Annotated in this window: 15 protein-coding genes; 13 read left to right on the top strand and 2 right to left on the bottom strand. The window is 57.4% G+C overall.

Annotated elements, in window-relative coordinates:
- Positions 1-24: 24 nt before the first annotated feature.
- From WJU22_RS13615 to WJU22_RS13645, 7 genes are read left to right on the top strand one after another with little or no spacing between them, the layout of a single operon-like run.
- Positions 25-1,740: a hypothetical protein gene (locus WJU22_RS13615; protein WP_341838730.1), complete on the top strand. Its 1,716-nt coding sequence runs from the start codon at positions 25-27 to the stop codon at positions 1,738-1,740.
- Positions 1,740-2,921: a hypothetical protein gene (locus WJU22_RS13620; RefSeq protein WP_341838731.1), complete on the top strand. Its 1,182-nt coding sequence runs from the start codon at positions 1,740-1,742 to the stop codon at positions 2,919-2,921. The genes WJU22_RS13615 and WJU22_RS13620 overlap by 1 nt, the downstream gene beginning before the upstream one ends.
- Before the next feature lie 30 nt (positions 2,922-2,951).
- On the top strand, positions 2,952-4,025 hold the full coding sequence (locus WJU22_RS13625) for a fasciclin domain-containing protein (protein ID WP_341838732.1): 1,074 nt from the start codon (positions 2,952-2,954) through the stop codon (positions 4,023-4,025).
- Between the two features lie 2 nt (positions 4,026-4,027).
- On the top strand, positions 4,028-5,275 hold the full coding sequence (locus WJU22_RS13630) for a hypothetical protein (RefSeq protein WP_341838733.1): 1,248 nt from the start codon (positions 4,028-4,030) through the stop codon (positions 5,273-5,275).
- 22 nt (positions 5,276-5,297) lie between these two features.
- The gene (locus WJU22_RS13635) at positions 5,298-6,299 is read left to right on the top strand and encodes a fasciclin domain-containing protein (protein WP_341838734.1); all 1,002 of its coding nucleotides are present in this window, start codon (positions 5,298-5,300) and stop codon (positions 6,297-6,299) included.
- Between the two features lie 19 nt (positions 6,300-6,318).
- A complete protein-coding gene (locus WJU22_RS13640; protein WP_341838735.1) occupies positions 6,319-9,588 on the top strand; it encodes a TonB-dependent receptor in 3,270 nt (1,089 codons plus the stop codon).
- 27 nt (positions 9,589-9,615) lie between these two features.
- Positions 9,616-11,811, top strand: coding sequence for an IPT/TIG domain-containing protein (locus WJU22_RS13645; protein ID WP_341838736.1), 2,196 nt, complete (start codon positions 9,616-9,618; stop codon positions 11,809-11,811).
- Between the two features lie 117 nt (positions 11,812-11,928).
- On the opposite strand, the gene WJU22_RS13650 is transcribed toward WJU22_RS13645, so the two are convergent.
- Complete coding sequence (locus tag WJU22_RS13650) at positions 11,929-12,813, bottom strand: LysR family transcriptional regulator (protein WP_341838737.1); 885 nt, start codon at positions 12,811-12,813, stop codon at positions 11,929-11,931.
- A 97-nt stretch (positions 12,814-12,910) separates the two neighbouring features.
- Here WJU22_RS13650 and WJU22_RS13655 point away from each other — a divergent pair, with 97 nt between their 5' ends.
- Entirely contained in the window at positions 12,911-14,134 is a 1,224-nt protein-coding gene (locus tag WJU22_RS13655; RefSeq protein WP_341838738.1) for an MFS transporter, read from the top strand.
- A 175-nt stretch (positions 14,135-14,309) separates the two neighbouring features.
- Here the strand turns inward: WJU22_RS13655 and WJU22_RS13660 are convergent, their stop codons facing one another.
- A complete protein-coding gene (locus tag WJU22_RS13660) occupies positions 14,310-15,482 on the bottom strand; it encodes a metallophosphoesterase family protein (RefSeq protein WP_341838739.1) in 1,173 nt (390 codons plus the stop codon).
- A gap of 358 nt (positions 15,483-15,840) precedes the next feature.
- Between WJU22_RS13660 and WJU22_RS13665 the strand changes: the two genes are divergently transcribed.
- From WJU22_RS13665 to WJU22_RS13685, 5 genes are all read left to right on the top strand, one after another.
- On the top strand, positions 15,841-18,453 hold the full coding sequence (locus WJU22_RS13665) for a DUF7133 domain-containing protein (RefSeq protein WP_341838740.1): 2,613 nt from the start codon (positions 15,841-15,843) through the stop codon (positions 18,451-18,453).
- A gap of 419 nt (positions 18,454-18,872) precedes the next feature.
- A complete protein-coding gene (locus WJU22_RS13670; protein WP_341838741.1) occupies positions 18,873-19,886 on the top strand; it encodes a zinc-binding alcohol dehydrogenase family protein in 1,014 nt (337 codons plus the stop codon).
- Positions 19,887-19,967: 81 nt separating this feature from the next.
- The gene (locus WJU22_RS13675) at positions 19,968-20,552 is read left to right on the top strand and encodes an RNA polymerase sigma-70 factor (protein WP_341838742.1); all 585 of its coding nucleotides are present in this window, start codon (positions 19,968-19,970) and stop codon (positions 20,550-20,552) included.
- 90 nt (positions 20,553-20,642) lie between these two features.
- On the top strand, positions 20,643-21,797 hold the full coding sequence (locus tag WJU22_RS13680; protein ID WP_341838743.1) for a FecR family protein: 1,155 nt from the start codon (positions 20,643-20,645) through the stop codon (positions 21,795-21,797).
- A 230-nt stretch (positions 21,798-22,027) separates the two neighbouring features.
- Entirely contained in the window at positions 22,028-25,465 is a 3,438-nt protein-coding gene (locus WJU22_RS13685; protein WP_341838744.1) for a SusC/RagA family TonB-linked outer membrane protein, read from the top strand.
- The last annotated feature ends 16 nt before the right edge of the window (positions 25,466-25,481 follow it).

Consider the following 25,481-nt stretch of genomic DNA (forward strand, 5'->3'; position numbering starts at 1 on the left):
ACCATCAACGTAAAAAGATTTTGCATGCAATACAGATTTTATGCGGCCGCATTGTGCGGGTTGATGCTGGCCTTCCTTTCCTGCCGGAAAGAAAAGCAGGACCACCAGTACGACAACCGTCCCGTCCAGGACGCGCGCGGCAATTCGCTGCTGCGGCTCGTTAACCTGGTGGGGCATAACCAGGTGCTGGCCGGCGGCGATACCCTCACCAATTACACGGCTTATCCGCCCGGTTACGCCGGCGAAGAGCTGTATCCCGGAACGCCTTTCTTCCCGGAGAACGGCCGCCTGGGCCAGACCTGGAGCGTTCCCCGCCAGTTTTTCCATGCCGGGAAACTGCAACTCATGACGGAACGCTTCGCGGTGCAGGGTGCGCGCGATACGCTGGCGCTGGATGTAAAGGAAGACGGAACGGCAGCGAAGGATATATTCCTCCTGCAACCGGAATGGGTGGCCGACAAGCGCCTCCCCCGCATCGTGGAGCTGCCGCGCAGCGTGACCGCCCCCGCCAAGGCCGGATACTTCAAAGTAAGACTGGTGAACCTGGCGCAGGCGATCCGCCCGCAGTCGGAGCCTATCGACGATCTCACCAAGCCCCTCACGCTCGCGTTCGCAGACGGTACGCCCGTTGCGCCCGCCACATCGGCGGTAGGCGTGGGAAAGGCTTCGGAATATGTTGAATTGCCTTACGGAACGTACCAGTTCAAGGTATTGAGCCCGGAAGGGTACCAGGTTACGGCAGGCCAGGGCAGTTCGCTGGAATTTACCAGCATCCTCGACCCGGCAACCGCCACCCTCACGAAAGGCGCTATCGGCCGGCCGCACACCGTCAGCACCCATCTCACTTACTCGCCGGTGCGCACGTTCCAGCCGGGTGGTGTGTATACGATCGTGGTGGCGACAGACCAGTTTACCATTCCTTATTACAATGGGCAGTCCGGCGAAACGACGGTCGCCTATATGAACGCTTTCCGCATCCTGTCAGACATCAGCGAGCCCGCGAACCTGAACTACGCCCGCATCCAGGCGGTGAACGCATTGCCGGGAGAAGGTGCCGTTTCCGTGCAGCTCGACGGGCAAAACCTGGCACAGCTCGGTTTTGGGAAACCCAGCGAATATGCGCTGCGCATCCGCGGAACGGTCCGCATCGATGCTACGGACGCGAAAGGCACGGTGATCGCTTCGGCGAATGCAGACCTGGAGCCGAATATGAATTACACGGCCTGGGTGTTCCGCGGTGCCAACGGGAAAGCGGCCATCAACGTAGTGAGCAACAACCTCAGCGGTGGCTGGTATGTTGGCGGGAACGGGGCAGACGGGAGCCTGGACCGCCGCCAGCATAAATATCCTTTCCACATCCGTTTCCTGAATTTCTGCGAAGACCTTCCGTACGTAAGCTTTACAGAAGACAACGGGCAGCCTTTCGGCAGCGAATCGAGCATCAACCTGCAACCCGGCGTAGCGGCCACCAACGTGCCGTACATCCGCCTGTTCCAGCAAAAGGAAGCTTTCCAGATCATGGCCTACCGGTCTTCTCCGGGCGTGGTGCCCGGCAGCTGGATCCGGGAAGTGCCCGTGTTGAAGGGGGCGGATTTCATCGCCAGGAAAGCATTGTACGTACGTGGCGAATTACCGAACCTGGAGCCCGGCGTATTCACGGTGGCGCTCATCGGTAAACTGAACGGCGCATCGCCGGAAGCGCAAAAGGCCAGAATGATCATTGTAAAACATACGAAGTAATGAACAAGAAGCTGACAACATTATGCCTCTGGGGCATCCTGCTCGCCGGCCTCGCCGCCTGCAGCAAGGTGGAGTATACGGAGATCGAGAATCCTGCATACCTCCGTGTGTTCAATAACCTGAACCTGCGGATCGGGCTGGAGAACAAAGACGAGGAAAAGCCTTTCCTCACCATGCTCATCGACCCCGTGCTCGATGCCGACGGAACGCCCGTGAGCGCCGCCATTAAAGGCGATTTCCTCGACCAGCGCGCGCCGTACGCACCGCCGTACCCTTCGCACGTGGGCTCCAGCAACAGCGTCAACAATCCCGAATATCCCGGAAAGGAAAACGTGCTGGTAGGGCCCGTGCTCAACGGGTTCGACCTCAGCAGCTGGGCCCAGGTGCCCTCTGGCCGCCACCGCGTGATGTTCTGCTACCGCCCCACCAACGCCGTGCCCTTCTTCAGCCTGGAGCCGCAGCTTCGCCGCAAGATCGTCATAGACACGGTGCTGGAACTGGGCGCGCGGGAAGTATACACCATGCACGTGCTCCAGCGCAACTTCGCCACCCGGAAAGTAGGCGTGATCGTCCGGACGGAGAACTTCCATAAAATTGCCCTGTCCGATTCGCTCGTGTATGTGAATTTTTACAACTACAGCTCCGAAGGGTTCTGGCAGGCCGATAAATCACTGAAGAAAAACCAGTTCGAATCCGGTATGCTTAAATACGGCATCCGCGACCAGATGAACATCTTTCTCACCCTGTGCAAACCCGGCGGTTTTAACGCCATCCCCGGATACAAATTCATCCAGCTGGGATCGGTGACGCGGGACGCCGCTTCGGGGAAAGTGACGCCTTACTTCAGCTTTCCGCTGTATGCCGACCCTACGTCCAACCATATCAGCACCGACATCTGGCAACGGATCTCCGTGCTGTCGCCCTCCATCGATCCGGAACGGAATCCCTACGGCGATGTGGCGGCGGATACGGATTGCCAGTATGGCGTGATCGCCTGTATCGGCAACGGCAGCCGTACCAGCTTCGAACAGGGGGCGCTGCACCTGCCGGGCATGATCGTCAACATTCACTCCGGCGTGCATAACCCGCGATCATTCTCCACGGTCAACACCATCGAGATCGTCAACGGGAATGCGTACCTCACCACCATCCAGCGAAAATATCCGCCGCCGGTGTACTGATCGCCGGGCGCTCACATCAAAACGAAAGTCATGTTTCAAACCATCAAAAAATATATCCTGTCTCTTTCCGTACTGGCGGCGCTCGGCGCCTGCAGCCACGACGAACTGGAACAGGTCAACAAAGCGCAGGCGTTCAGGCCGGCCGGCGATTTCATCCGGAATAACTACGACCTGTCGCTCACCTACGCCGCCATGCAAAGGGCCGGCATAACGGAGGCGCTCAACGGGAAAGGGCCGTTTACGGTGCTGGCCCCGGGCAATACCGCCTGGAACCGGATAGGGATCATGCGGGCGGAAGACTTCCAGCGGCTGGATGCGGACAGTCTTCGCAACATGCTCAACTACCACATCATCAACCGCAGGCTGCTTCTCGCCGAAATCCCCGTGAACGGGATCGACGTCCGCTACGCCACACTCTATGACAACAAGGAGCTGTTTACTACGTTCGCCACGCATCAGCAGGGATATCCCCAATACCCACAGAACCATTTGTTCTTCAACGGTTCGTATTGCACCAAGAAGGAAGTGACGCTGGCCAACGGTACGCTGTACGTGCTGGACAAAGTGATCAAATATAACCCGGGTACCGTGCAGGACTGGCTGTCCCAAAGGCCGGAATACAGTTTGTTCGTAGCGGGACTGAAGAAATTCGGCCTCTGGGAACAGCTGGCGCAGGCGGGCCCTTTTACCGTGTTCGCCCCGGAAAATGCGGCGTTCGAAGCCGCAGGGCTCGACCTGGCTACGCTGAATGCTATGAACGCGGATGCGTATATCGGGGCGCGGCTGTTTGGCGTGTACATCGTTCCCCGCAGCCATTATTTCATCGGCGACTTCCTGGCTTTTAACACGATCTATGGAACGGGAGGATTTACGGCGAAGATAGAAGGGGATACGCATAACCGGGCCATCCGGGCCGATCGGATCAATGTGCAGGGAGATGTGACTTACACCCTGTCGGTTTTTACGCCAAACGATCCCTGGAGCCCCATCGGCGGCGCCATGGGCACGGTGGCGGCCCGCAGCGATTTTCAGACGGATAACGGGCTGGTGCACAATCTGCCCCAATTATTGATCAAGCCCGACCAGGCGCGGAAAAACCAATGACCATGAACACAACTACCAAACATACCATCCGCAGCGCGTTTTTCGCCTGCCTGATGCTCCTCGCTGCCGCGGCCTGCCGGAAGGAAGAATTCCAGCAGCAGCCGCACGGCGAGCCCATGCCTTACGCCGACACAGCACGCCATGATGTGCGGGGGCTGCTCGCCGTATCGCCATTCAAATTGTTCGACGCCGCGTGGCGGCGCAGTCATATGGACGAACTGATGGCTTCCAAACCGCCGTCTATGCGCTTTACCATCCTCGCGGTAGATGATGCGGCCATGACGGCAGCGGGCTTCAGCGCGGCGGGGATTGCGGCGGCATCGCCGGAAACGCTCGATTCCATGCTTCGTTTCCATGTGCTGGTGGAAGCGGTCGACACAACGGCGCTCCGCCTGCAGACGCGCAACGTGGGCAAGAAAACGCTGTTCGAAAGCACCACCCTGCAGGAAATGCTGAACCGGGTCGGCTCGAACGTAACGTATCCCGAGCCCTACAATTACCGTCAGTTTATCAGCGCCGGCGCAGACGGAGAGCTGATCGTGAACGGAAAGCATACCGGCTCGCGCAGGCCCCTGTTTGCCAGGAACGGCGTGGTATGGCCCGTGAACCGCGTGCTGGAATTCCCGCGGCAACATGCATTGGATTATCTCGCCAGCGACCCGCGCTTCAGTCTGTTCGTGGCGCTGGAGCATTGGTGCGACAGCGTGTGGACCGAAGCGAGCTGGGGATATTTTCAGCGCACGACCTTCTCTTCGCTCCGGCCTAACATGTCGAACGGCGCCATCCAGCAGGAAATGTTTCTCGCGCCCACGAACGAGGCTTTCGCCGCGGCCGGGTTCCGTACGCTGGAAGATCTCGTCAACCTGAACATGCGGTCGCTGCCATACATGGATATGGACTGGTTCGAAATGCGGAACGGTTTTGTGACGGATACGCTGCTCAGTTACCATGGCCTCGGCCGGATGTACGCGCCCGTAGGCTCGTGGGGCCCGGGGGCGGGATCGATGGCGGTCTTCTTTTCCAGCGACCTGAACGCATCGCTGTCCGGCTTTGTGCTCAATGTGACCGACGGGTTGTTGCCGCCCTATTACATGCCGCTGGTCTTCAGTTCCGGGAATGGAAAGATCACCATCAGGCTGCCGGCCGGTACGCATACCGCAACCGTCACCGATGCGGATATCCGTACGTTGGAAGGGCCGATACATGCGGTTGACAGGCTGATCGTTCCCGCAAACCTGCAACTTCCCTGATTCACCCAACAAATTTTGAGCGATGCAATCCAATCCGATCAAAACGATATTCACCGGCTGCATGGTGGTGACGATAGCCATCGCCACCAACGGCTGCGATAAAGATAAAAACGACGCGCGGCCACAAGACAACAGCCGCATTCCACAGGTGCTGACAGACAACTTCAACCTGACCGTCATGAACACCGTGGTGCTGCGTACGCATATGAAAAACGAATTGCTGAAGTCCGGTCCCTATACCCTTTTCGCGCCATCGGACGAGGCTTTCAACAAAGCCGGTTACGGTACCGTGACGGCCATCCTCGGCGCCAGCCAGCAATTGATTGACGGCATGGCCAATTACCATGTGATGCCGGGGCTGTACGATCTGCAGAAAATGCCTTTCCTCTTCAACCAGGAGATCAAAAGTTTCAGCGGCAAGCTGTTTGTGACGCGATGGGTGAAGGGGCAGGATACGATCATCACGGTGAACGGGAGCCGCCTCCTTTCATCCGGCATTTCGGCGAGCAATGGCTATGTGCAGGTGATCGACCGGGTGCTGGAGCCTTACCGGCATGAGCAGGTGGGGAATGCGGTTGCGGGGGAAAAGAGCCTGACGCTTTTTTACCATGCGCTCCGTGTGGCAGGAATGATTCCCCTGCTGGAAGGTGCCGGGCCGCTGACGGTTTACGCGCCCGCCAACGACGCCATGAAGGCCTACGGCTACCCCACGCTGGAAACCATTGAAGCCACCGATCCCGCCATCCTGCGGAATATGCTGCGCTACCACATCGCGGCAGACCGCCGTTTCGTGAACGATTACATATTATCTACGGGCAGCGGATCGGCCACCACACAGGGGATGATCAACAACAACTCCGTGAAGGTGACGCTGGTGCCCGATCCCCAGCAACCCGGCAACTTCACCGGCATTACGCTCCGCGGAACGGGGAACACGGCAGACGTGAAACTCGTCCGCCGCGACATCATCGCCGGCAACGGCGTGCTGCACATTACCGACCAGGTATTGCGCATCAATCAATAATCAACAAAAAAACTACATCATGCAGCATTTTACTGTGAGATATATTTGGGCCTTTTTGCTGTTGCTGCTCCCGTTTGCGGGCGTGGCGCAGGAAACGGGCGGCGGCCTCACCGGCAGGGTGCAGGACGCGAAGGGCGGCCCCCTGCCCGGGGTCACCGTGGTGGCCGTTCACGAGCCCTCCGGCACTAAGTACCCCGTCATCACCGACGAAGGCGGCCGCTACCGGCTCATGGGTATGCGCATCGGCGGGCCTTACAAGGTAACCGCCACCATGATGGGCATGCAGCCTTTCGAACAGAACGGAATTGTCGTGAAACTGGGAGAGCCCCAACTGCTGCACATCGTACTGGCGGAAGAAAGCCGCCGGCTCGGGGAAGTGGTAGTGAAAGGCGCCAACAAGGGAACACGCGCCAATACTTTCGGCGCGGGCCAGCACATCAGTCGCACCCAATTGAACAATATGCCCGCCGTGAGCCGCAGCATACAGGACATCACGCGACTGGTGCCCCAGGGCAGTAAAGACAACAGTTTCGCCGGCACCAACTTCCGGTACAACAACGTGACGATAGACGGGGCGGTGAACAACGACGCCATCGGGTTCAGTCCTTCTAACGGCGGCCAAAGCGGTACTTCCGGCCAACCCGGCAGCAGCACCCGCACCAACCCCGTTTCTTTGGACGCCATCGAGGATATGCAGGTGTACCTGGCGCCGTACGACGTAAAGATCGGGAACTTCACCGGCGGCAGCGTGAACGCCGTCACCCGCAGCGGCACCAACAAACTGACCGGTTCGGTCTATGCTTATGGAAGAAACGCCGCCATCACGGGGAAAGACCGGAAAGGCACGCTGGGCAAAATGAACAGCGATTTCCAGGATTACCAGGCCGGCGTGCGACTGGGTTTTCCCATCATCAGAAACAAATTGTTCTTCTTCACCAACGAAGAAATCACCCGCCGCACCGATCCCTCGCAACTGATCGCCGGGAAAGCCGAAACGGAAGGCATCCTCAGCGCCAAAGACGCCGAAGCCATCCGCAGCACCACGATCGGGCGGTACGGGAATGTTTTCGATCCCGGAACGGCGGGAGTATTCAATTCGTCGTCCAAATCGGTAAAGTTTTTTAACCGCATCGATTGGAACATCAACGACAAACATCAACTCTCGCTCCGCAATAATACCATTCGTTCCAGCGCCATCAGCCTCGACCGCGACCAGCAGGATTTCCGGTTCTCCAGCATGGCTTTCAAACAGACCAACAACCAGAGCAGTACCGTGGCCGAACTGAAGAGCCGCCTCGGCAACCGCATCACCAACAGTTTCGTGGCCGGTTTCAGTACCGTGCACGATTACCGCGATCCGCTCAGCGATCCGTCTTTGCCGCAGGTACAGATCCAGGGCAGGACGCCGGGCACTACCATCTACCTCGGTACCGACCGCGAAGCGTCAATCTTCAACATGAAACAGCGGACGGTCGAGATCACCAACAATTTCAGCTGGAGCCGCGGGAAACACAACTTCCTCGTCGGCACCCACAACGAACTGTACCATATCGATTACGGTTTCGTGAACAGCTGGAACGGAAGGGTGGATTACCTGAGCATCGGGGATTACATCAATAATCAGCCGTACCGCGTGCGCGGCAGTTACAACTATACCAATAATTCGAGGGATTACATCCTGGCCAATCCGGGCGCCGTGTTCAATGTGAACCTTTACAGCCTGTACGTGCAGGACGAAATCCAGGTGAACGACAAACTGAAGCTCATGCCGGGATTGCGGGCGGATTACACGCATCTCCCCGAAAAACCGGAACTGAGCGACAAGGTGCGCAACGCCATCGCCGATCCCTTTTTCGGCAATACTTTCGAGTACACGCCGCTGAGCCGCATCCGGAACGATTATTTCAGCAAAGTGAAAATCTCCCCGCGCCTCGGTTTCCGGTACGACTGGCTGGGCGATCAAAGCCTGGTGCTGCGTGGCGGTGCCGGCCTGTTCACGGGGCGCATCCCGTTTGCGTGGCTGGCGTATGCCTATTATAACAACGGGATCGGGTATGGGTCGTTCGATCAGCGGGCAGACCAGAAACCCTTTGCCCAGGGTGCAGACGCCATCCGGCCGGGCAAAAACGGCATCGCGGATTTTGTTGCGGCCAACGGCATCGTCACCAATAATCCCTATGCCGGCAAAACGCAGGTAGACCTGGTAGACAACAACTTCAGCATGCCGCAGGTGCTCCGCGCCAGCCTGGCCGTAGATTACACGACGGCTTCGCAGTGGAAACTCGGCATCGAAGGGCTCGTGACCAAAAGCCTGAAAGACGTCGCTTTCCAACAGGTGAACATCACCGACGATCCCCGCTGGTACGGCTACGACCGGCAAAGGAAGCAACCTGTTTACAATAGCACCGTAGATCCTGCGTTCTCCAACGCATACCTGCTGAGCAATACCGGAAAAGGGTATCGTTACAGCATCACCGGCACCGTGCAGCGGACGTTCGTGAACGGGCTTTTTGTGTCGGGGGCGTATACCTACGGGCAAAGCAAAGACCTGTACAACGGCATCCGGAACTCCATGGAAAGCAACTGGCAGCTGAACCCTGCGCTGAACCCGAACAATCCTTCGCTGGCATATTCGAACTTCGACATCCGCCACCGCATCGTGCTCAACTCCAGCTACCGCAAGGCCTGGAACAAGGTGATGATCAGTACGCTGAGCGTTTTCTTCAGCGCGCAATCTGGCAGTCCGTTTACTTACGGCGTGGTGAACAACAGCGTGCAGGGCCTCCCGCAGCAGGTAAGCCTCGCCTACATCCCGGAGCGGGACGAAGCCATCGGTTTCTTTAAAGACCGGACGATCGACGGCGTTATGATTTCCGCTGCCGACCAGGCCGCCGCTTTCAACGCGTTCATCGACGGGAATAAATACCTCAACGGCAGACGAGGCGATTTCACGGAACGCAACATGGGCCGGACGCCCTGGAACGTACAGGCCGATCTGCATTTTGCACAGGAATTCCACTTCCCAAAATTGCAAACCAGGTTCATCACGTTCACGGCCGATATCGTGAACCTGACGAACATGCTGAACCGTGGATGGGGGATTCAATACTTCTCGCCCAATACCTTCAACAGCACGGCCAGCGTAGGCCTGACGCCAACACTGTTCCCGCCGGAACAGGGGAAAGACGGTTATCCCGTGTACACCTTCGCCAAACCCGGACTGCCGTATTCGGTGGATTACCTGGCGTCCAGGTACCAGGTGCAGCTGGGACTGCGGTATACTTTTTAAACAACCACAAGCGATCAATCATTGCATATGAAAAAGCTCATCAGATATTTTTTGCTCCTGTGCCTGTTTGCCGCAACGGTTGGGGTACAGTCGTGCAGGAAAGAGAAAGATCCCGTGAAAACGCCCCTGGCCGTAAAAAGCTTCTTCCCCAACAGCGGGAACGGCGGCACATTGGTCACGATCCTGGGATCGGGATTCAACAACGAAGGGTCCGTGAAGGTTTCTTTCGCGGGTAAGGACGCCGACATCATCAACCGGCAAGACACCGTGCTGGTGGTGCGCGCGCCCGCAACGGGCGGGTCCGGCGCTATCCGGGTAAACCTGGGTGAACAGTCTGCCGAAGCGGGGAATTATACTTATCAAAAATTGTCGGTGAAACAATTCTTCCCCGGCAACGGTCCCGCCGGCATGCATATCCGTATCAGCGGCGAAGGGTTTAGTAGTTTGGATAGTCCGGCGGAGGTATTGGTGAACGGCAAAAGCGCCACCATCGTCAGTGCCACCGATACCCTGATCGTTGCGGAAGTGCCTGTTGCGGCGGGCTCTGGCCCGGTAACGGTGAAGGTGGACGGGAAATCTTCCTCCGGCGCGGACTTCCGGTTCCAGGCCATCACCGGCATCAAGCCCGTTACGGGCGGAGCTGGTACGAAGGTGGTGATCAGTGGTGGAGGATTCGAGAACGTATTGGCCGGAAATGTGGTGGATTTCAACGGCAAACCTGCCGTGGTGAAAGAAGCCGCTGAAAACCGGCTGGTGGTGGAAGTGCCGGCGGATGTGCGCACAGGGCCCGTATCCGTCGTGATCAACGATCAGAAAACGACCGGCCCGGACTTTACCATCGTTCCCCTGCCAACGATTAGCGGCGTTACGCCGTTGAGCGGCCCCGCCGGTACGGAAATGACGATCACCGGCCTGCATTTCAGTAAGGAGACAGACGAAAATATCGTGAAGATCAACGGCACGGTGGTGCCCGTCAAGTCGGCGACGGGCACGAAACTGACGCTCGTGCTGCCCGGTGGTACCGGCGTCGGTAAGGTGACGCTGAGCGTGAACGACCAGGCCGTAACCGGGCCGGAGTTCCGCGACCAGCAACTGGGCATCCTGTCCGTAACCCCGGCCAATGGCCTCGCCGGCACGAAAGTAACGCTTGCCGGAACAGGCTTCAGTACCATTCCCGCGGAGAACATCGTCACCTTCAACGGCATCCCTGCAATGGTGGAATCGGCTACGGAAACCTCCATCACCGTAACCGCTCCGGCGGCGCTGACGAGCGGCCCGCTGGTGGTGAAGCGCGCTGCACTGGAGGCAAGGGCGCCCCAACAGTTCATGCGCGCAGGCGTGATCACGATCGCCGGAGGGCCTGCCACCAACACCTTGCTGACGAACACGATGAACGGCATGGCGGTCGATTCCAAAGGCAACATCTTCGTCATAGACCGATCGCAATTCAATGTGCTGAAAGTGACGCCCGACGGGCAAATAAGCGTTTTTGCCGGTAGCGATGCCGGAGAAATGGGCGTTGTGGACGGGAAAGGGATAGCCGCGCGTTTCATGACGCTCCGCGGCATCGTGATCGATCCCAACGATAACATTTACGTGACCGAAGTGGCCACCCGCAACAATATTCGTAAGATCAAACCCGATGGAACGGTAACTACCTTCAAATCAGGACTGGAGCGCCAGCCCGGCCAGATCATCCTCGACAAAAAAGGCAACATGTACGTGTCGCAGTTGTATTGGGGGATGTTGAAGATTTACCCGGATGCCGCGGTGGAACAGGCTTTCAATGGCAGTGTGTCTGACGATTGCCGTCCTGCCGTTGACGCGCAGGGCAACCTGTACTATTATGTAGACGAAAACGAAGGGTTCCTCGGTAAGTGGAACTTCGGCGGGGCGGTCGATTACCGCTGGCTGGGCAGCTCGTTCGGTCATCAGGACGGCCCCTTCGACCAGGCGCTTTTCATGTACGGCATGCGCGGCCTGCTGTTCGATGCAGACGGCAACATGCTCATCCTCGACAAAGCCAACTATTCCATCCGTAAAGCCAACTTGGCGACAAGGGAAGTGAGTACCGTGGCGAAACTCGGCCGAGGCTTCGAAGACGGGAGTTTCGAACAGGCGAAGTTCTCGTTCTCGACGGTTGATATGGCGACCGACCGGGACGGCAATATTTACCTGCTGGACGCGGGCAACAAAGCGATCAGGAAAGTAATGTTAAAATAGCTAAGTAAAAGCAAAACACTTGGATAGCCCGCCCTGGCTTCTGCCGGGGCGGTTTTTTTGTTGCGCATGTAAAATGTAAAAAAGGGAACAGGGCCGTCTTGGAACGGCCTTGTTTTATTACCCCATCCGCTTCGAGGTTTCCTTCAGCAATCTGTAAAACTCCGTTACCGCTTTCTTTTCGTACGATTCCCGCAGCGAAATGATCATCGCTTTGCGGCGCATGTTTTTTCCCGTGATGGGGACCGCCGTTACGCCGTCTTCCTGCCGGATGGAGGTGCGGATGAGGATGGAGTACCATTCGCCCGAGCGCACTACTTCCAGGAGCATGTGGATGTCGTTGATCTCGAGGGAAATGTTGGGGGAGAGGTTTTTCTGGGACAGTACTTCGGAGATGAAGGCCCTCGTGCTGTAACCCTGTGCGGGCAGTGCGAGCGGCAGGCGGGCGGCTTCTTCCAGGCGCACGCTTTTCTTTTTCGCCAGCGGCATGCCGGGCGCCATAACGAGCGTCATGGGCGATTCGAAAAGCAGTTGGTAGCGGATGTCTTTTTCCTTTTCCGCTTCATGGAACGTGAGCACGAAATCGAATTCGAAATGCTGGAGTTTTTCGATCATTTCTGAAGACGTTCCCAATACCACCTGCACCCGGATGTTGGGGTGCGTTTCCATAAACCGGATAAGGGCAGGGGCAAGCACCGGGCGCAGGCCGTAGGTGAGGCCGATCCGGATTTCGCCGGTTTCGAGGTTGTTGAGGTCGCGCAGCACCTGGAGCCCGCTTTCCGCCTTGTGGACGCTTTGCAACGCGTAGTCGGAAAACAGTTGCCCGGCCTCGGTGATCACCACGCGCTTGCCCACCCGGTTAAACAGCGGCACGCCCAGCTCGTCTTCCAGCTGCCTGATCTGCTGCGAAAGCGTACTCTGGCTGATATGCAGCAACCTCGCCGCTTCCCTGAAATTCCCCATTTCCTTCGCCTTCAGAAAATACCGCAACTGTCGCAGTTCCATAATTGATCGGTTTTATCGATGGATGTGATAGAAAAATACCGTTTTTCAAATTTAGGCATTGTTGGGAACTTTGCCGTGAAACAAACCGTCTTACCCGATGGATGCCGTTCAACAGACCCTTTCACCTTCCCGGCGCCTCAGCATCGTGCTGGGGTTCACACAAATCCTTTTATGGGGTGGTTCCTTCTTCCTCATGGCCATCGTGGGCGAGCCGATCGTCCGGAATACGGGCTGGTCGCACGAGATGGTATATGGTGCATTGTCGCTGGCGTTGCTCATTTCCGGGCTCATGGCGCCTTTCATCGGCCGGGTGATCGGGAAGCCGCTGGGCGAGCGGCTCATGCGGTTCAGCGGGCTCGTCATTGCGGCTGGACTGGCCATCGCGGCCATCGCGCCGCACGTGACCGTGTTTTTCCTGGGATGGGCCGTTATCGGAACGGGTATGGCGCTGGGGTTGTACGATGCGCTCTTTGCCGCGCTGGGCAAGCGTTATGGCGCTACGGCCGGGATGGCTTTCACTTATATCACGCTCATCTCCGGATTCTGTACCACCATCATCTGGCCTTTGCTCACCTTGCTGCTGGGGCAGTTCGGCTGGCGGGGCACGCTGCTCATTTACGCGGCGGTATTAGCGGTGGTTATTTTTCCCGTCTATACTTACATCTTCCCGAAAAACAGTGCAAATGCCCCGCGGCCCGCGCCCAAGCCCCTCCGCGAACTCGCCCCGCCCACCACCGGCGACCCGAAAGTCTATTACCTGGTGATGGTCCACCTCACCATTGGTGCCATCCTCATGACGGGCATGTCTGTCCATATGATCGATATCCTGCGGAACAATGGGTTGTCGCTCCCTGCGGCCGTGGGCATCGGCGCGCTGCTGGGCCCGAGCCAGGTGGGCGTGCGGTTCCTGGACCTTTTCTGGCCGAAGAAGTCGCAATTAACGGCTACGGCCATTTCATCGGCCGGCGTGCTGACGGGGATGGGCCTGTTGCTGGGGAGCCCCGCCCTGGCGGCGATGGGCATCGTTTCTTACGGGGTAGGTAACGGGATGCGGACGATCCTCAGGGGCACGCTGCCGCTGCATCTCTTCGGGGCAGATGGGTATGCGGCGCTCATGGGCAAACTGGCGCGCCCGCAGCTCATCGCGCAGGCGGCTACGCCGTTCGTCGGCGGATGGGTGATCCAGTCGATGGGCGTATCGGCGTTCGTGTGGGTATTGGCCGTGCTGGCGGGGATCAACCTGCTCATTTCATTGCTCATCCGCAAAACCGCAGTGGTACATGTGATGGCGGAACCCTCGGTTATTCGCAAAGCTTCGTAAAAAGAAAAACCCGCTCTGTGGAGCGGGCTTTCCTGATAAAATATTACTTGCAGATCTCGCCGCAACATCATGCCCGTAACTCATTTTAGTTGCTACGTGCGCGCTTTTTCAGGAAATGCTGATCTTTGATGATCGTTGTTGTGGCGGAGAAATCATTTCCTTTTGTAGTGCCTACCTATTTCGTCGGTTTCAACACCACTTCATCGATCTTCTTTCCCGATACATCAAACACTTCGATCTGCAATTGCTTCGCATCCGCTTTGGCTTTCACGATGGAGGTATTGGAGTTCACCAGCACCGGGAAATTCCAGGCGCCGGCCTCGGGCATCCTTTTCACGTTGCGGTGCAAATGGCCGGACAGCATCACCTGCGCCCCGGCCTGGTTCAGCAGCGGCACGAATTTTTCCGCCACTTCCTTTTCCCCGTGCCAGCCGCCAAACGGCGGAATATGCGCGATCACCACTTTATACGGCGCTTCGGTGTACTCCGGCCGTTTCAGCGCCTCCTTCAGCCAGGCGGCCTGTTGGGTGCGGTAAGCGTCATAGTCTGCGATGCCGGAGTATTCGATGTCGGAATCGGGCTTGTCTTCCCCCGTATCCAGCACCACGAAGCAAACGGGCCCCGTGCGGAAAATGTAGTACAGCTGGCCGTTGGCCGCAGGGAAGTACCGCGGGAATTCACTGGCGAACTCGCCCCGCGTTTCGTGGTTGCCGCGGGCGTAATACATGGGCACACGATCGGCAAAAACGCTGATCGCCGTATCCATGAACGAGCTGAATATCTGTGCTTCATTCCTTGAATTGTTCTGCATGTCGCCGTTGAAGAACACCAGCTGGTTTTGTTTCCAGTCTACCTGCGAGAGCAGTTTCTTCAATACATCGCTTTGCTGGTGGATGTCGTTCACCATGGCGAAACCGGTTTCCGTGGCCCGGGGATCGAGGGTGGTGAAGGTGGGTAGCTCGGCGCGGTAAGCGGCGCTGGCGGCGATGTTGCCGTATTTGACGATGTAACTTTCGTGGCTGAGGATTTCCTGCGAATAGATGCGGTAACGGTATTTGGTGGCGGGTTGCAAGCCTTCGATGCGCACATTGTGCACCATGCCTTCCGTTTTCTGCCCATGTGCCGCTGCGAAATATTTCGGGCGCTCTTTGGCGTAAAAATGCGAATCGTCCACAGGCGCCAGCTCCACCCAGGCGATGGAATTTTTACTGGTCGTCCACACGATATTGACGCCGGTTTCCCCGAGCGCCTGCAAATACGGGCCATGTGTGATCTTGAAAGCTTCCTGGCTGAATACGAACAACGGGGCCATGACAAAGGCGCCGAGTAGCAATAGGTAATTTTTCATCAAGTAAGGATTAAGATAGCCGGTTTCCTGCGGCGCTAACAAGATAGGGGGATTTTAGCGGGATTTCCTATCCTGAAATCGATTTCAAGGGAATTCGCTACGTTCAGACAGGTTCCGGGACGCATCCTTCCATCCGCCGCCACCGCCTTTCGTCCAGAATTCAACCGGTAGGGCCGGGTAGCGTGGAAAATGCCGAAATGGCTATTGGTAGGGGATTTGGGCGGCCGGGAGCCATTCACTAAGCGTATGAAGTACACAATCCATGGAAAAAATTTCCTTCCGGAAAATTTATTGATTACTTTGAGCGGCTCATTTGATAAGCATTTTAACCGTTCGCTCTTAAACAGCACTTAACACGATGATCAAAACTTCGCTTGCCCTGCTCTGCACCGCATCGGTACTGGCTGGCGCAAACTTCTACTTGGGAGACAAGAAATTCAAGTTGTCCGATCCCCCGGAATTGACCATTTCCCGTTTTGCCGGCCCGGATATCACCCCCAGTCCGGCCTGCCTCGCGGTAGCGCCCAATGGCGACGTATTCGTAGGGGTAGACATGATCGGCTCGCTCGGGAAAGACCCCGGGAAAGGCCGTATCCTGCGGCTTACAGACAGCGATAACGACGGCAAAATGGACGCGCACACCGAGTTCGCCGTGGTAGACAACCCCCGCGGCATCCTTGTGATCGGCAAAAAAGTGTATGTGCTCCACACCACCTTCTCCGCAGAAACCGGGAAAGCCACGGGCATGTCGCTCGTGCTGTTCGAGGACAATGACGGAGACGGTAAGGCGGACGGGGCTCCCCAGCCGCTGGTGACCGACCTCAGCAACACCAAATACATCCAGGAGCGCGGTACAGACCACGCTACCAACGGTATCCGCATGGGTATCGACGGATGGATCTATATTTCCGTGGGCGACTTCGGTTTCCACAACGCCACCGACCGTTCCGGCAAGAAAATGACCATGCTCGGCGGCGGCATCGTACGTGTGCGGCCCGACGGTACGGAGATGGAAGTCTTCACCCACGGCACCCGTAACGTGTACGACGTGGCCATCGACCCGTTCATGAACGTGTTCACCCGTGAAAACACCAACGACGGCGGCGGCTGGAACGTGCGTTTCTCGCACCACATCCAGTCGGGCGAATATGGCTACCCCGTATTATTCCAGCACTTCACCGACGAGATCCTGCCCGCGCTGGTAGACGTTGGCGGCGGTTCCGGAACGGGCGCGCTCTACATGTCTGAGCCAGGCTGGCCGGAGAAATTCACCAACGTGCCCATGATGGCGGATTGGGGCAGGAGCATGCTCTACATCCACCGCGTAACGGCCGACGGTGCTACTTTCACGCAGAAGGAAGAGGAGTTCCTCGGTATTCCGCAGATCACCGACCTGGATGTGGACGGTTCCGGCAGGCTGTACCTTTCCGCATGGGACGGTGCCGGCTATTCCGGTAGCCCCAATAAAGGATACATCATCCGTGCGGTCCCCAAAGACTGGACGTATACCGCATTCCCCGATATCACGAAATCTTCCGTAGCCGAACTGGCGGCGATGCTGAAATCCCCCAGTTCCGTGGCGCGCCTGGCCGCGTCCCAGGAGCTCGTTTCCCGGGAAGATAAACAGGCGGCTTCCGCAGCGGCGCTCGCCGTGGCGGTAGATATGGAAGCGCCTTTGTACGCCCGCGTTGCCGGTATTTATACCTATGCCCAGGCGGCTGGCCATGACGGTATCGCCGGGCTGACCGGTCTTACCAAAGACGCTACTGTCCGCGAGCACGCACTGCGCGCCCTGGCAGACCGCAAGGGCCTGGTAGCCGACGTTTCCATCGATCCGTTCCTGCAAGGCATTAAAGATCCCTCGCCCCGCGTAGCCGCAGCGGCCATCGTAGGCCTCGGCCGACTGGGCCGCCAGGAAGCAGCGGCAGCCCTGTTGCAGACGAAAGTTCCCGCAACGTTCGTGGCGCCGGCAAAAGGCACTGAAGGTCCGCACGCGACGCCGAACGCCGCGATCGTACTGCCGCACCTGGCCGTGCAATCGCTGGTGAAACTGCATGCGGTAGACGCTGCCGTGGCGGGCATCAATGGCCCCAACGGCGCGCTGGCGATGTGGTCGCTCCGTTACATGCACGATACCAAAGCGGTGAACGGACTGCTGGCGGCGTATCCGCTGGCCAAAGACCTGAAACAGAAAAACCAGATCATTACCACGCTGGCCCGCCTTTACAAGAAAGAAGCGGATTACGACGCCTCCTGGTGGTGGGGCACCCGTCCGGATTCTCACGGCCCTTACTACAAAGCGGTGACCTGGGAAGGATCGGCGGCCATCGAGAAGTTCCTGAAGCGTGAAGCGTTGAAAGCGCCCGCCCGCAAGCAGTTCTTCACCGACCTCGACGAGCGCAACCGTATGGAAATCGCCGCATTCGCACCGGCGAAGAAAGAAGACGCGGTCGCCAAAAACGAGCCGAAAGTAGACCTCGAAAAAATCAAGAATAAAAAAGGACAGGTGGGCAAATCTTCCATCGAAGACGTGCTGATCGCCGTGAACAACATCAAAGGCGATCCCGCGAAAGGGAAGCTGCTCTTCACCGCCCAGGGTTGCGTGGCTTGCCACAGCATCAACAAGGGTGAGAAGATGAAAGGCCCGTTCATGGGCCAGATCGGCTCGATCATGAACCGCGAACAGATCGCTGAGTCTATCCTCAAACCGAACGCTTCCATTTCCCAGGGTTTCGCGACCGTGACGATCACCACGAAAGACAAAAAATCCTACATGGGCTTCGTGACGGAAGAAACCGCTTCCAGAGTGGTGCTGCGCGATATCGGCGGCAACGTGACCACGCTGAAAGCTTCCGACATCGCATCCCGTAAGGAAATGAAGAATTCCATGATGCCGGCCGGCCTGGCGAACGCCCTTTCTTACGAAGAACTGGCTTCGCTGGTGACTTTCCTGTCGCAGCAGAAGAAATAAAGCATTTGCTTTCGAAGATAAAAGCGCCGCACCCCTTGGGGTGCGGCGCTTTTTTATGTTTTCGCCGGGAAGGGGAACTGCCAGCATAAAGGATGTAAACCGAAAACAGGATTAACATTGAACTTTGTAAACCAATATCAGTATTTTCTAACATAAGGTGTAAACTTACAGCAGGACTAGACCCAATGTCCATACGTATAGATACAGTAGGGATATAGTAGGGATACCGTACTGTAACCGTATTGGAACAGTACTGGAACAGTACTATGTACTATTGCACCGGGGCTGCGAATCGGGGTAACACATCCGGTTGCAAGTGCCATTTCCTTTATATCCTCTGATCCGTAACAGGAAAAGTCGGATCCGGACAAGGAATTCCCGTCAGGATTAGCCATTTTTGACCCAAAACCGCGCAACGAATGAAGATTTTGACCTGCACCACGCCCGGAATCCTGACATACGGCGAAGCATCGCAACCGGAATTGAAGAAAGACCACGCGATCATCCGCATCCGCCGGATCGGCATTTGCGGTACCGACCTGCATGCTTTTGAAGGCACGCAGCCTTTTTTCAGTTACCCGCGGGTGCTGGGGCACGAGCTTGCTGGCGAACTGGTGGCCGTGGACGGCGCGCCGGGGTTCGAAGCAGGGGAGGCCGTCACCTTCATTCCCTATTTCAATTGCGGGAAATGCATCGCCTGCCGGACCGGGAAACCCAATTGCTGTGTGAACATCGCCGTGTGCGGCGTGCATGTGGACGGTGGGATGGTGGAATACCTGCAGGTGCCGTCGGCCTCCCTGCTGCATGGCGAAGGGCTTTCGAATGATGCGCTGGCGCTTGTGGAGCCCCTGGCCATCGGTGCCCACGGCGTGCGCCGGGCGGGCGTGATGCCCGGAGAATTCGTGGCGGTGATCGGCGCGGGCCCCATCGGGCTGGGGATCATGGAATTTGCCCGGATCGCCGGGGCGGAAGTGATCGCCGTAGATATCAACCCCCAACGCCTCCAGTTCTGTAAAGACAAGCTCAACATCAAACATACCATCAACGCCGCTGCCGAAAACCCCGAAGCAGCGCTCCAAACCATCACCCATGGCGATTTTCCGACCGTGGTGATAGACGCCACGGGCAGTCAGCGCGCCATCAACGACGGCTTCCGCTACCTCGCGCACGGCGGGCGGTACGTGCTCGTGGGGCTCCAGCGCGGGGAGATTTCCGTCGCCCATCCCGAATTCCACAAACGGGAAGCCACCCTCATGAGCAGCCGCAACGCCACGAAAGAGGATTTCCGGCATGTCATGGACGCCATGCGCAAAGGGCTCGTGGATCCTACCCATTACATCACCCATACCGTCAATTTCGGTGAAGTGGCCGGAAAATTCGCGTCCTGGCTCGATCCGGCCAGTGGCGTGGTGAAAGCCATGGTGCAGTTGTGACGATCGCCGCCGGTCAGGACTCCTCCCTTCCTTAATTTTCTCGCATTTTTATTATTTTTATCCCGAATCAACCATCACCGCATGCCAAGGGAGGGGGACGGAATGAGCGAGCATCTAAATAATGAAGGGTCGTTGCTGGCCGAAGTAGGGGCTTCCGATGAGCGGGCGTTCGAAACGATCGTCCGTCATTATTTCCCGCGACTGCTGCCGTTTGCCATTAAAATCACGAAAAACAAGGCTGTAGCCGAAGATATCGTGCAGGAAGCATTCCTGCGCCTGTGGCAGCACCGTGCGGAATATGAGAAGATCCTGTTCCTGCGCGCCTGGCTGTTCACCGTAGTATCCAACCTCTCGCTTACCTATATCAAGCGCCTCGCCCGTGAAGGCAAGCTCCTTCAGCATCTCCGCGATTTTTCCGACACCGCGCGTTCCGACGTAGCCGAACAGCTTCAGTTCCGGGAAAGCGGCAACGTGATCGCCCGGGCCGTAGACCGGTTGCCGCCCCAACAGCAGCAGATTTACCGGTTGAGCCGCTACGAGGGCCTTTCCATCCCCGAAATCGCCGCCAGGTTGCAGCTGTCTCCCAATACGGTGAAAAACCATTTGGTGCGGGCGCTGCAGTCGGTCAGGGATTTCGTCCGCAAAGCGGGATTGTTCTGGTTCTGAAAAAAAATCGAAAATATTTTCGGGCGCACTGGTCCTAACCCGCCGTTCGATAGTTATAGCTATATCGTTGTTGCAAATTTCTATTCCACCATGTCAAACGAACAAAGGGACAAAGTGCGTCTCCTCCTCCGGCAATATTACGCCGGCAGCATAGGAGAAAGCGAAGCCGCCGAACTGGGCCGGTTGCTGCAGGAAGGGCGGTACGACGCCCTCATGCACGAAACCCTCGCCGGGCTCGGTGAAGCCGAACAGCCGATGGACCTGGCGCCGGGAGACATGGACCGGACCATGGCCCGCATCCACGCCAGGAAAGCGCCCGCGAAAGTGCGCAGCCTGCATTGGCGGAAAATCGCCGTGGCCGCCGCGATCGTGCTGATGGCCAGCGCCGGCGGATATTACGCCCTGCGGCCGGCAGGAAAAACGGCTGCCACCGCCCGGCATTTCGGTGGAGAAGCGATGCCCGGCTCCAACAAGGCCACGCTGACCCTGGGAGACGGCAGCCTGCTGAACCTTTCCGATGCGGAAAACGGGGAACTGGCTGCGAAAGGCGGCGGCAACGCGGTGAAGACGGGACAGGGTGCCCTGGCTTACGCCGAAGGCGCCGGTGACGTGGAATATCATACGCTCACAACGCCCCGCGGCGGACAATACCGGCTTACCTTGCCCGATGGCTCGGTGGTGTGGCTGAACGCGGGCAGCGCCCTTCGCTACCCAACGGCGTTCGAAGGAAAGGAAAGGGCCGTGGAACTGACCGGCGAAGCCTATTTCGAAGTGTCTGCCCAAACGGAGCGCCCCTTCACCGTAAAGCTCCGCGACGGCGCGAACGTGCTGGTATTGGGAACGGGATTCAACGTACAGGCGTACGCCGACGAGCCCGCCAGCCGCACAACGCTGGTGAACGGCGCAGTGCTCGTGAAAAAGGGAACGGAACAGCAACTGTTGCGCCCGGGCCAGGAAGCCATTGCGGCGGCCGGCATCCAACTGAACGCGCAGGCCGACGTGGAAGCCGCCACCGCCTGGAAGAACGGCATCTTCCTCTTCCGCGACGCGCCGATAGACATCGTGATGAAACAGTTATCCCGTTGGTATGACGTGGATGTGAAATATGAAAAAGGAACGGTGAAGGAATTCTTCAATGGCACGATCCCGCGGAACGTTCCGCTGTCGAAAGTGCTGGAATTATTGGAACTGACAGGACTTGTACACTTTACAATCAATGGAAATACAGTAACTGTGACACCCTGATGAACAGCTGCATCGGGTAGTACGCAGGCCATCTGAATCGCAGGTATCCCGGAGCGGAAAAACGCCGCCGGGAAAGGGACCGCCTTGTCTGAAAGGGCGGCCCGGGGAAAAGGGACATACATTTCAGACAGAGATTATTTATCACCAAAATCGAATTTATGAATTCATGCGCCTGGCGCCAGGCGGATCGGGGCATTGCATGCCAACCGGCCATCCGCAGGGCTTACCGTATGCTGACGTTGTTCTTGTTGATGCTCACCGCAGGCACCGCTGCCCGCGCGCAGGAGATCACCCTGCAATTGCGCAACGAACCGTTTTTGAAAGTCCTTAAGCTGATCGAAAAACAGAGCGGCTACACCTTTATCTATGGAAAAAATCAGTTAGACAACGCCAAGCCCGTGACCCTCAGCATCCGCAACGCGTCTTTGGACGAAGTGCTGACGGCCTGTTTCAAGAACCAACCATTAACGTATTCCCTCCGGGAACCGAAATTCATCGTCATCAAAAGCCGCGAGAGCGTGCTGTCTGCAGACGCGTTGTATGAGTCGCCCCGCGCCGCCATGAATTACGAAGGGCGCGTAACCGACGAAGGCGGTACGCCTTTGACCGGGGTAACCGTGCGCTCGGTCACCAAACATCCGCAGGGCGTCAACCACATCGCCAATACCGACAACGATGGCCGGTTTACCATTCCCGGCGTGTACGATCCGCAGCTGATCTTCTCTTACATCGGCTACGAACCGGTTGCCCTCACGCCGCGCAGTTATACTTCGCTGGCCGTGAAACTGAAACGTTCCACCTCGAAACTGGAGGAACTGATCATCACCGGGTATACCGCCAAATCGGCCAAGGAACTGACCGGTGCGGTACAGAAAGTAACCGGCGACCAGCTCCGCAGCAGCGTAACCACGCCCAATGCCCTGTCTATGCTCAAAGGCAAGACCACCGGCCTTTACATCACCGAAACATCCGGCGAATCGGGCGCGAAGGGGCAGGTCATCGAACGTGGACAATCATCCATGGCTACGGCTACCAATAGCTATTACGGCCCCCTGTTCGTAGTGGATGGCGTCATCACCAACTATACCAGCCTGCAGGACGCGGTAAACCCTTCCGACGTGGAAGACATTACCATCCTGAAAGACGCCTCGTCTACCGCCATCTACGGCTCCCGCGCCGCCCAGGGCGTGATCGTGATCACGACGCGCCGGGGCAAAAAAGGCCGCACGGACGTGAATCTCAATATGCAATACGGCGTTATACAGCCTAAGCGCGCGATCCGGTTTATGAACACCGGCGAGCTGATTTCCTTTATGGACAAGCAGATGCAGCGCTATTGGGAACAGACGCCCTCCATCCAGGCCACCTTCCCCGACGTGCAGGAATTCATCCGCCAGCGGCGCACTTATACGGACGCCGACCGCAACAATAACTTCAACTGGGAAGATGCGATCTACAGCAACGGTAATTTCCGGAATACCGAACTGAACATCCGCAGCGGTAACGATAAAACCCGCTTCTACGGCGGCGTAGCCTGGTACAAGGAAAATGGTGCGCTGTACGATAACGGTTTCGACCGGAAGAGCATCCGTATGAACATCGACCAGCAGGTGAGCGACCGCTTCTCCGTGGCGTTGAACATCAGCTCCATCCTGGATAAAACCACGAAGCGCAACGGCATCCCCGAACTGTACATGATCCAGCCGTTCATGAATCCCTACAACGCAAACGGTACGCTGGCCGACAGCATGCCCGTCAAGCAATCGAGCAATTACGGCCCGGCTTTCACTACCTGGACGCAGAACTTCCTCGCAGAAACGCAGTACGACAATTCCGCGCGTACCGACGTGCAAAACCACCTCGGCGCCATCAAGCTGAAATACGATATCACGCCCTGGCTGTTCATCCAGAGCGCGAATTCGATCAATTACATGAACACGCGCTTCAATTCCTACCTCGATCCGCGTTCCTATTCCGGTAAATACGGTGGTTATCCTTACCTGTTCAACGCTGCCAGTCCGCTGCTGCCCAACGGTACCCTCACTATCCGCGACAAGCGTTACACCGATTATCTCACGTCCAACACCCTCAACTTCCGCAAATCTTTCGGCATGCATTCCGTTTCGGCGCTGCTGGGGCAGGAATGGGGCAAGCGGACGACGGAAGACTACAACGCAGACATGTACAACCTGCTGCCCGGCGAACGGAATGCGGGGGCTGCAAAAAGCTTCGGTGACGCCATCTATGTAGCTTACCGGAATTCCTTCCCGCCGCCGGCACCGCAGGGCGGCTACCAGGAGCGCGCTACCTTCTCCGTATTCGGACAGGCGGATTATAACTACGACCAGCGCTACTACGCTTCCGCATCGGTGCGGACGGACGCTACCACCAACTTCGGCCGCGATAAACGTTACGGTACTTTTTATTCCGTGGGCGGTGGATGGATGCTTTCGAACGAAGCGTTCCTCAAAGGCAATGAAGCCATCAGCAACCTGAAGCTCCGCGCGGTATACGGCACATCCGGCCGCGACCTGGGCGATGGTTACCTCAACACCACGTTTTATACCGATAACCCGAACCGCCCGTACGGTACGCCCGACCACGTAAGCTCCGGCATCTCCCAGCTCGCCAACCCGGCCATTTCCTGGGAAACGATGTACAGCACGAATGTGGGGATGGACCTCGGCCTCTGGAACCGGGTAGACCTCACGGCGGATTTCTATCACAAACGCAGCAGCGGCCTCCTCCAGAACGTGAACCTCACATCGGCACAGGGCTCGCTGAGCCAGTACCAGAATATCGGGGAAATCATCAACCGCGGGATGGAAATCATGGTGAACGCGCATGTCGTGAAATCGAACAAATTCAACTGGTACGCGAATTTCAACATCAGCTTCAACAAAAACGAGATTTCCGAGCTCTACCAGGATTCCCTGCGCGACAACTACTCCCAATCCTACTACCGGAAAGTGGGAGAAGACATCAACGTCATCAAAGCGATCCGTTTCGTCGGCATCAATCCCGAAAACGGCAACATGATCCACCAGAACTTCGACCCCTCCGGCAAACCGATGGATGTGGAAGGCATCGGCAGCACCACCAACCTGGCCAACTGGCAGGCAGTGGGCTCGGCCACGCCCAAATTCTTCGGCGGTTTCACCAATACTTTCAAATACCAGCGTTTTACGCTGAGCATGGAATGGTGGTTCCAGTACGGCAACTATGTGATGATGTCGTTGGTAAACAATTTCCAGTCACCCACTGCTCCGCGCCTTGGCCGCAACAACGTCGTATTCGGCGAAAACCAGCATATCTGGCAGGGCAAAGGCGATACGGACGCCGGTTATCCGGATGTGTTCAGTACCAATCCCAACGCCTGGAACGCACTTACTTACCGGTCTTCCCGCCTCTGGGGCGACGCGAGCCATATGCGCCTGCGCAACGTGCGGCTGGGCTACGAAGTGCCCGAAACGCTGCTGCGCAAACTGAAGATCCGGCAGCTGTCGGCCTACATCAGCGGCGACAACCTTGCCGTGATCAAGCGGAAAGACTTTGTAGGCGCGGATCCGGAAGGAGCGGTGCTGAATACGAGCACATCGTACGGCGGTGTGGGGACCGGTTTCGCCAATCCCCGCAGATTCCTGGCTGGCATCAACGTAGGCTTTTAACCATTAACACCTGAAT

The organism is Chitinophaga caseinilytica, assembly GCF_038396765.1.
GTDB lineage: Bacteria > Bacteroidota > Bacteroidia > Chitinophagales > Chitinophagaceae > Chitinophaga > Chitinophaga caseinilytica.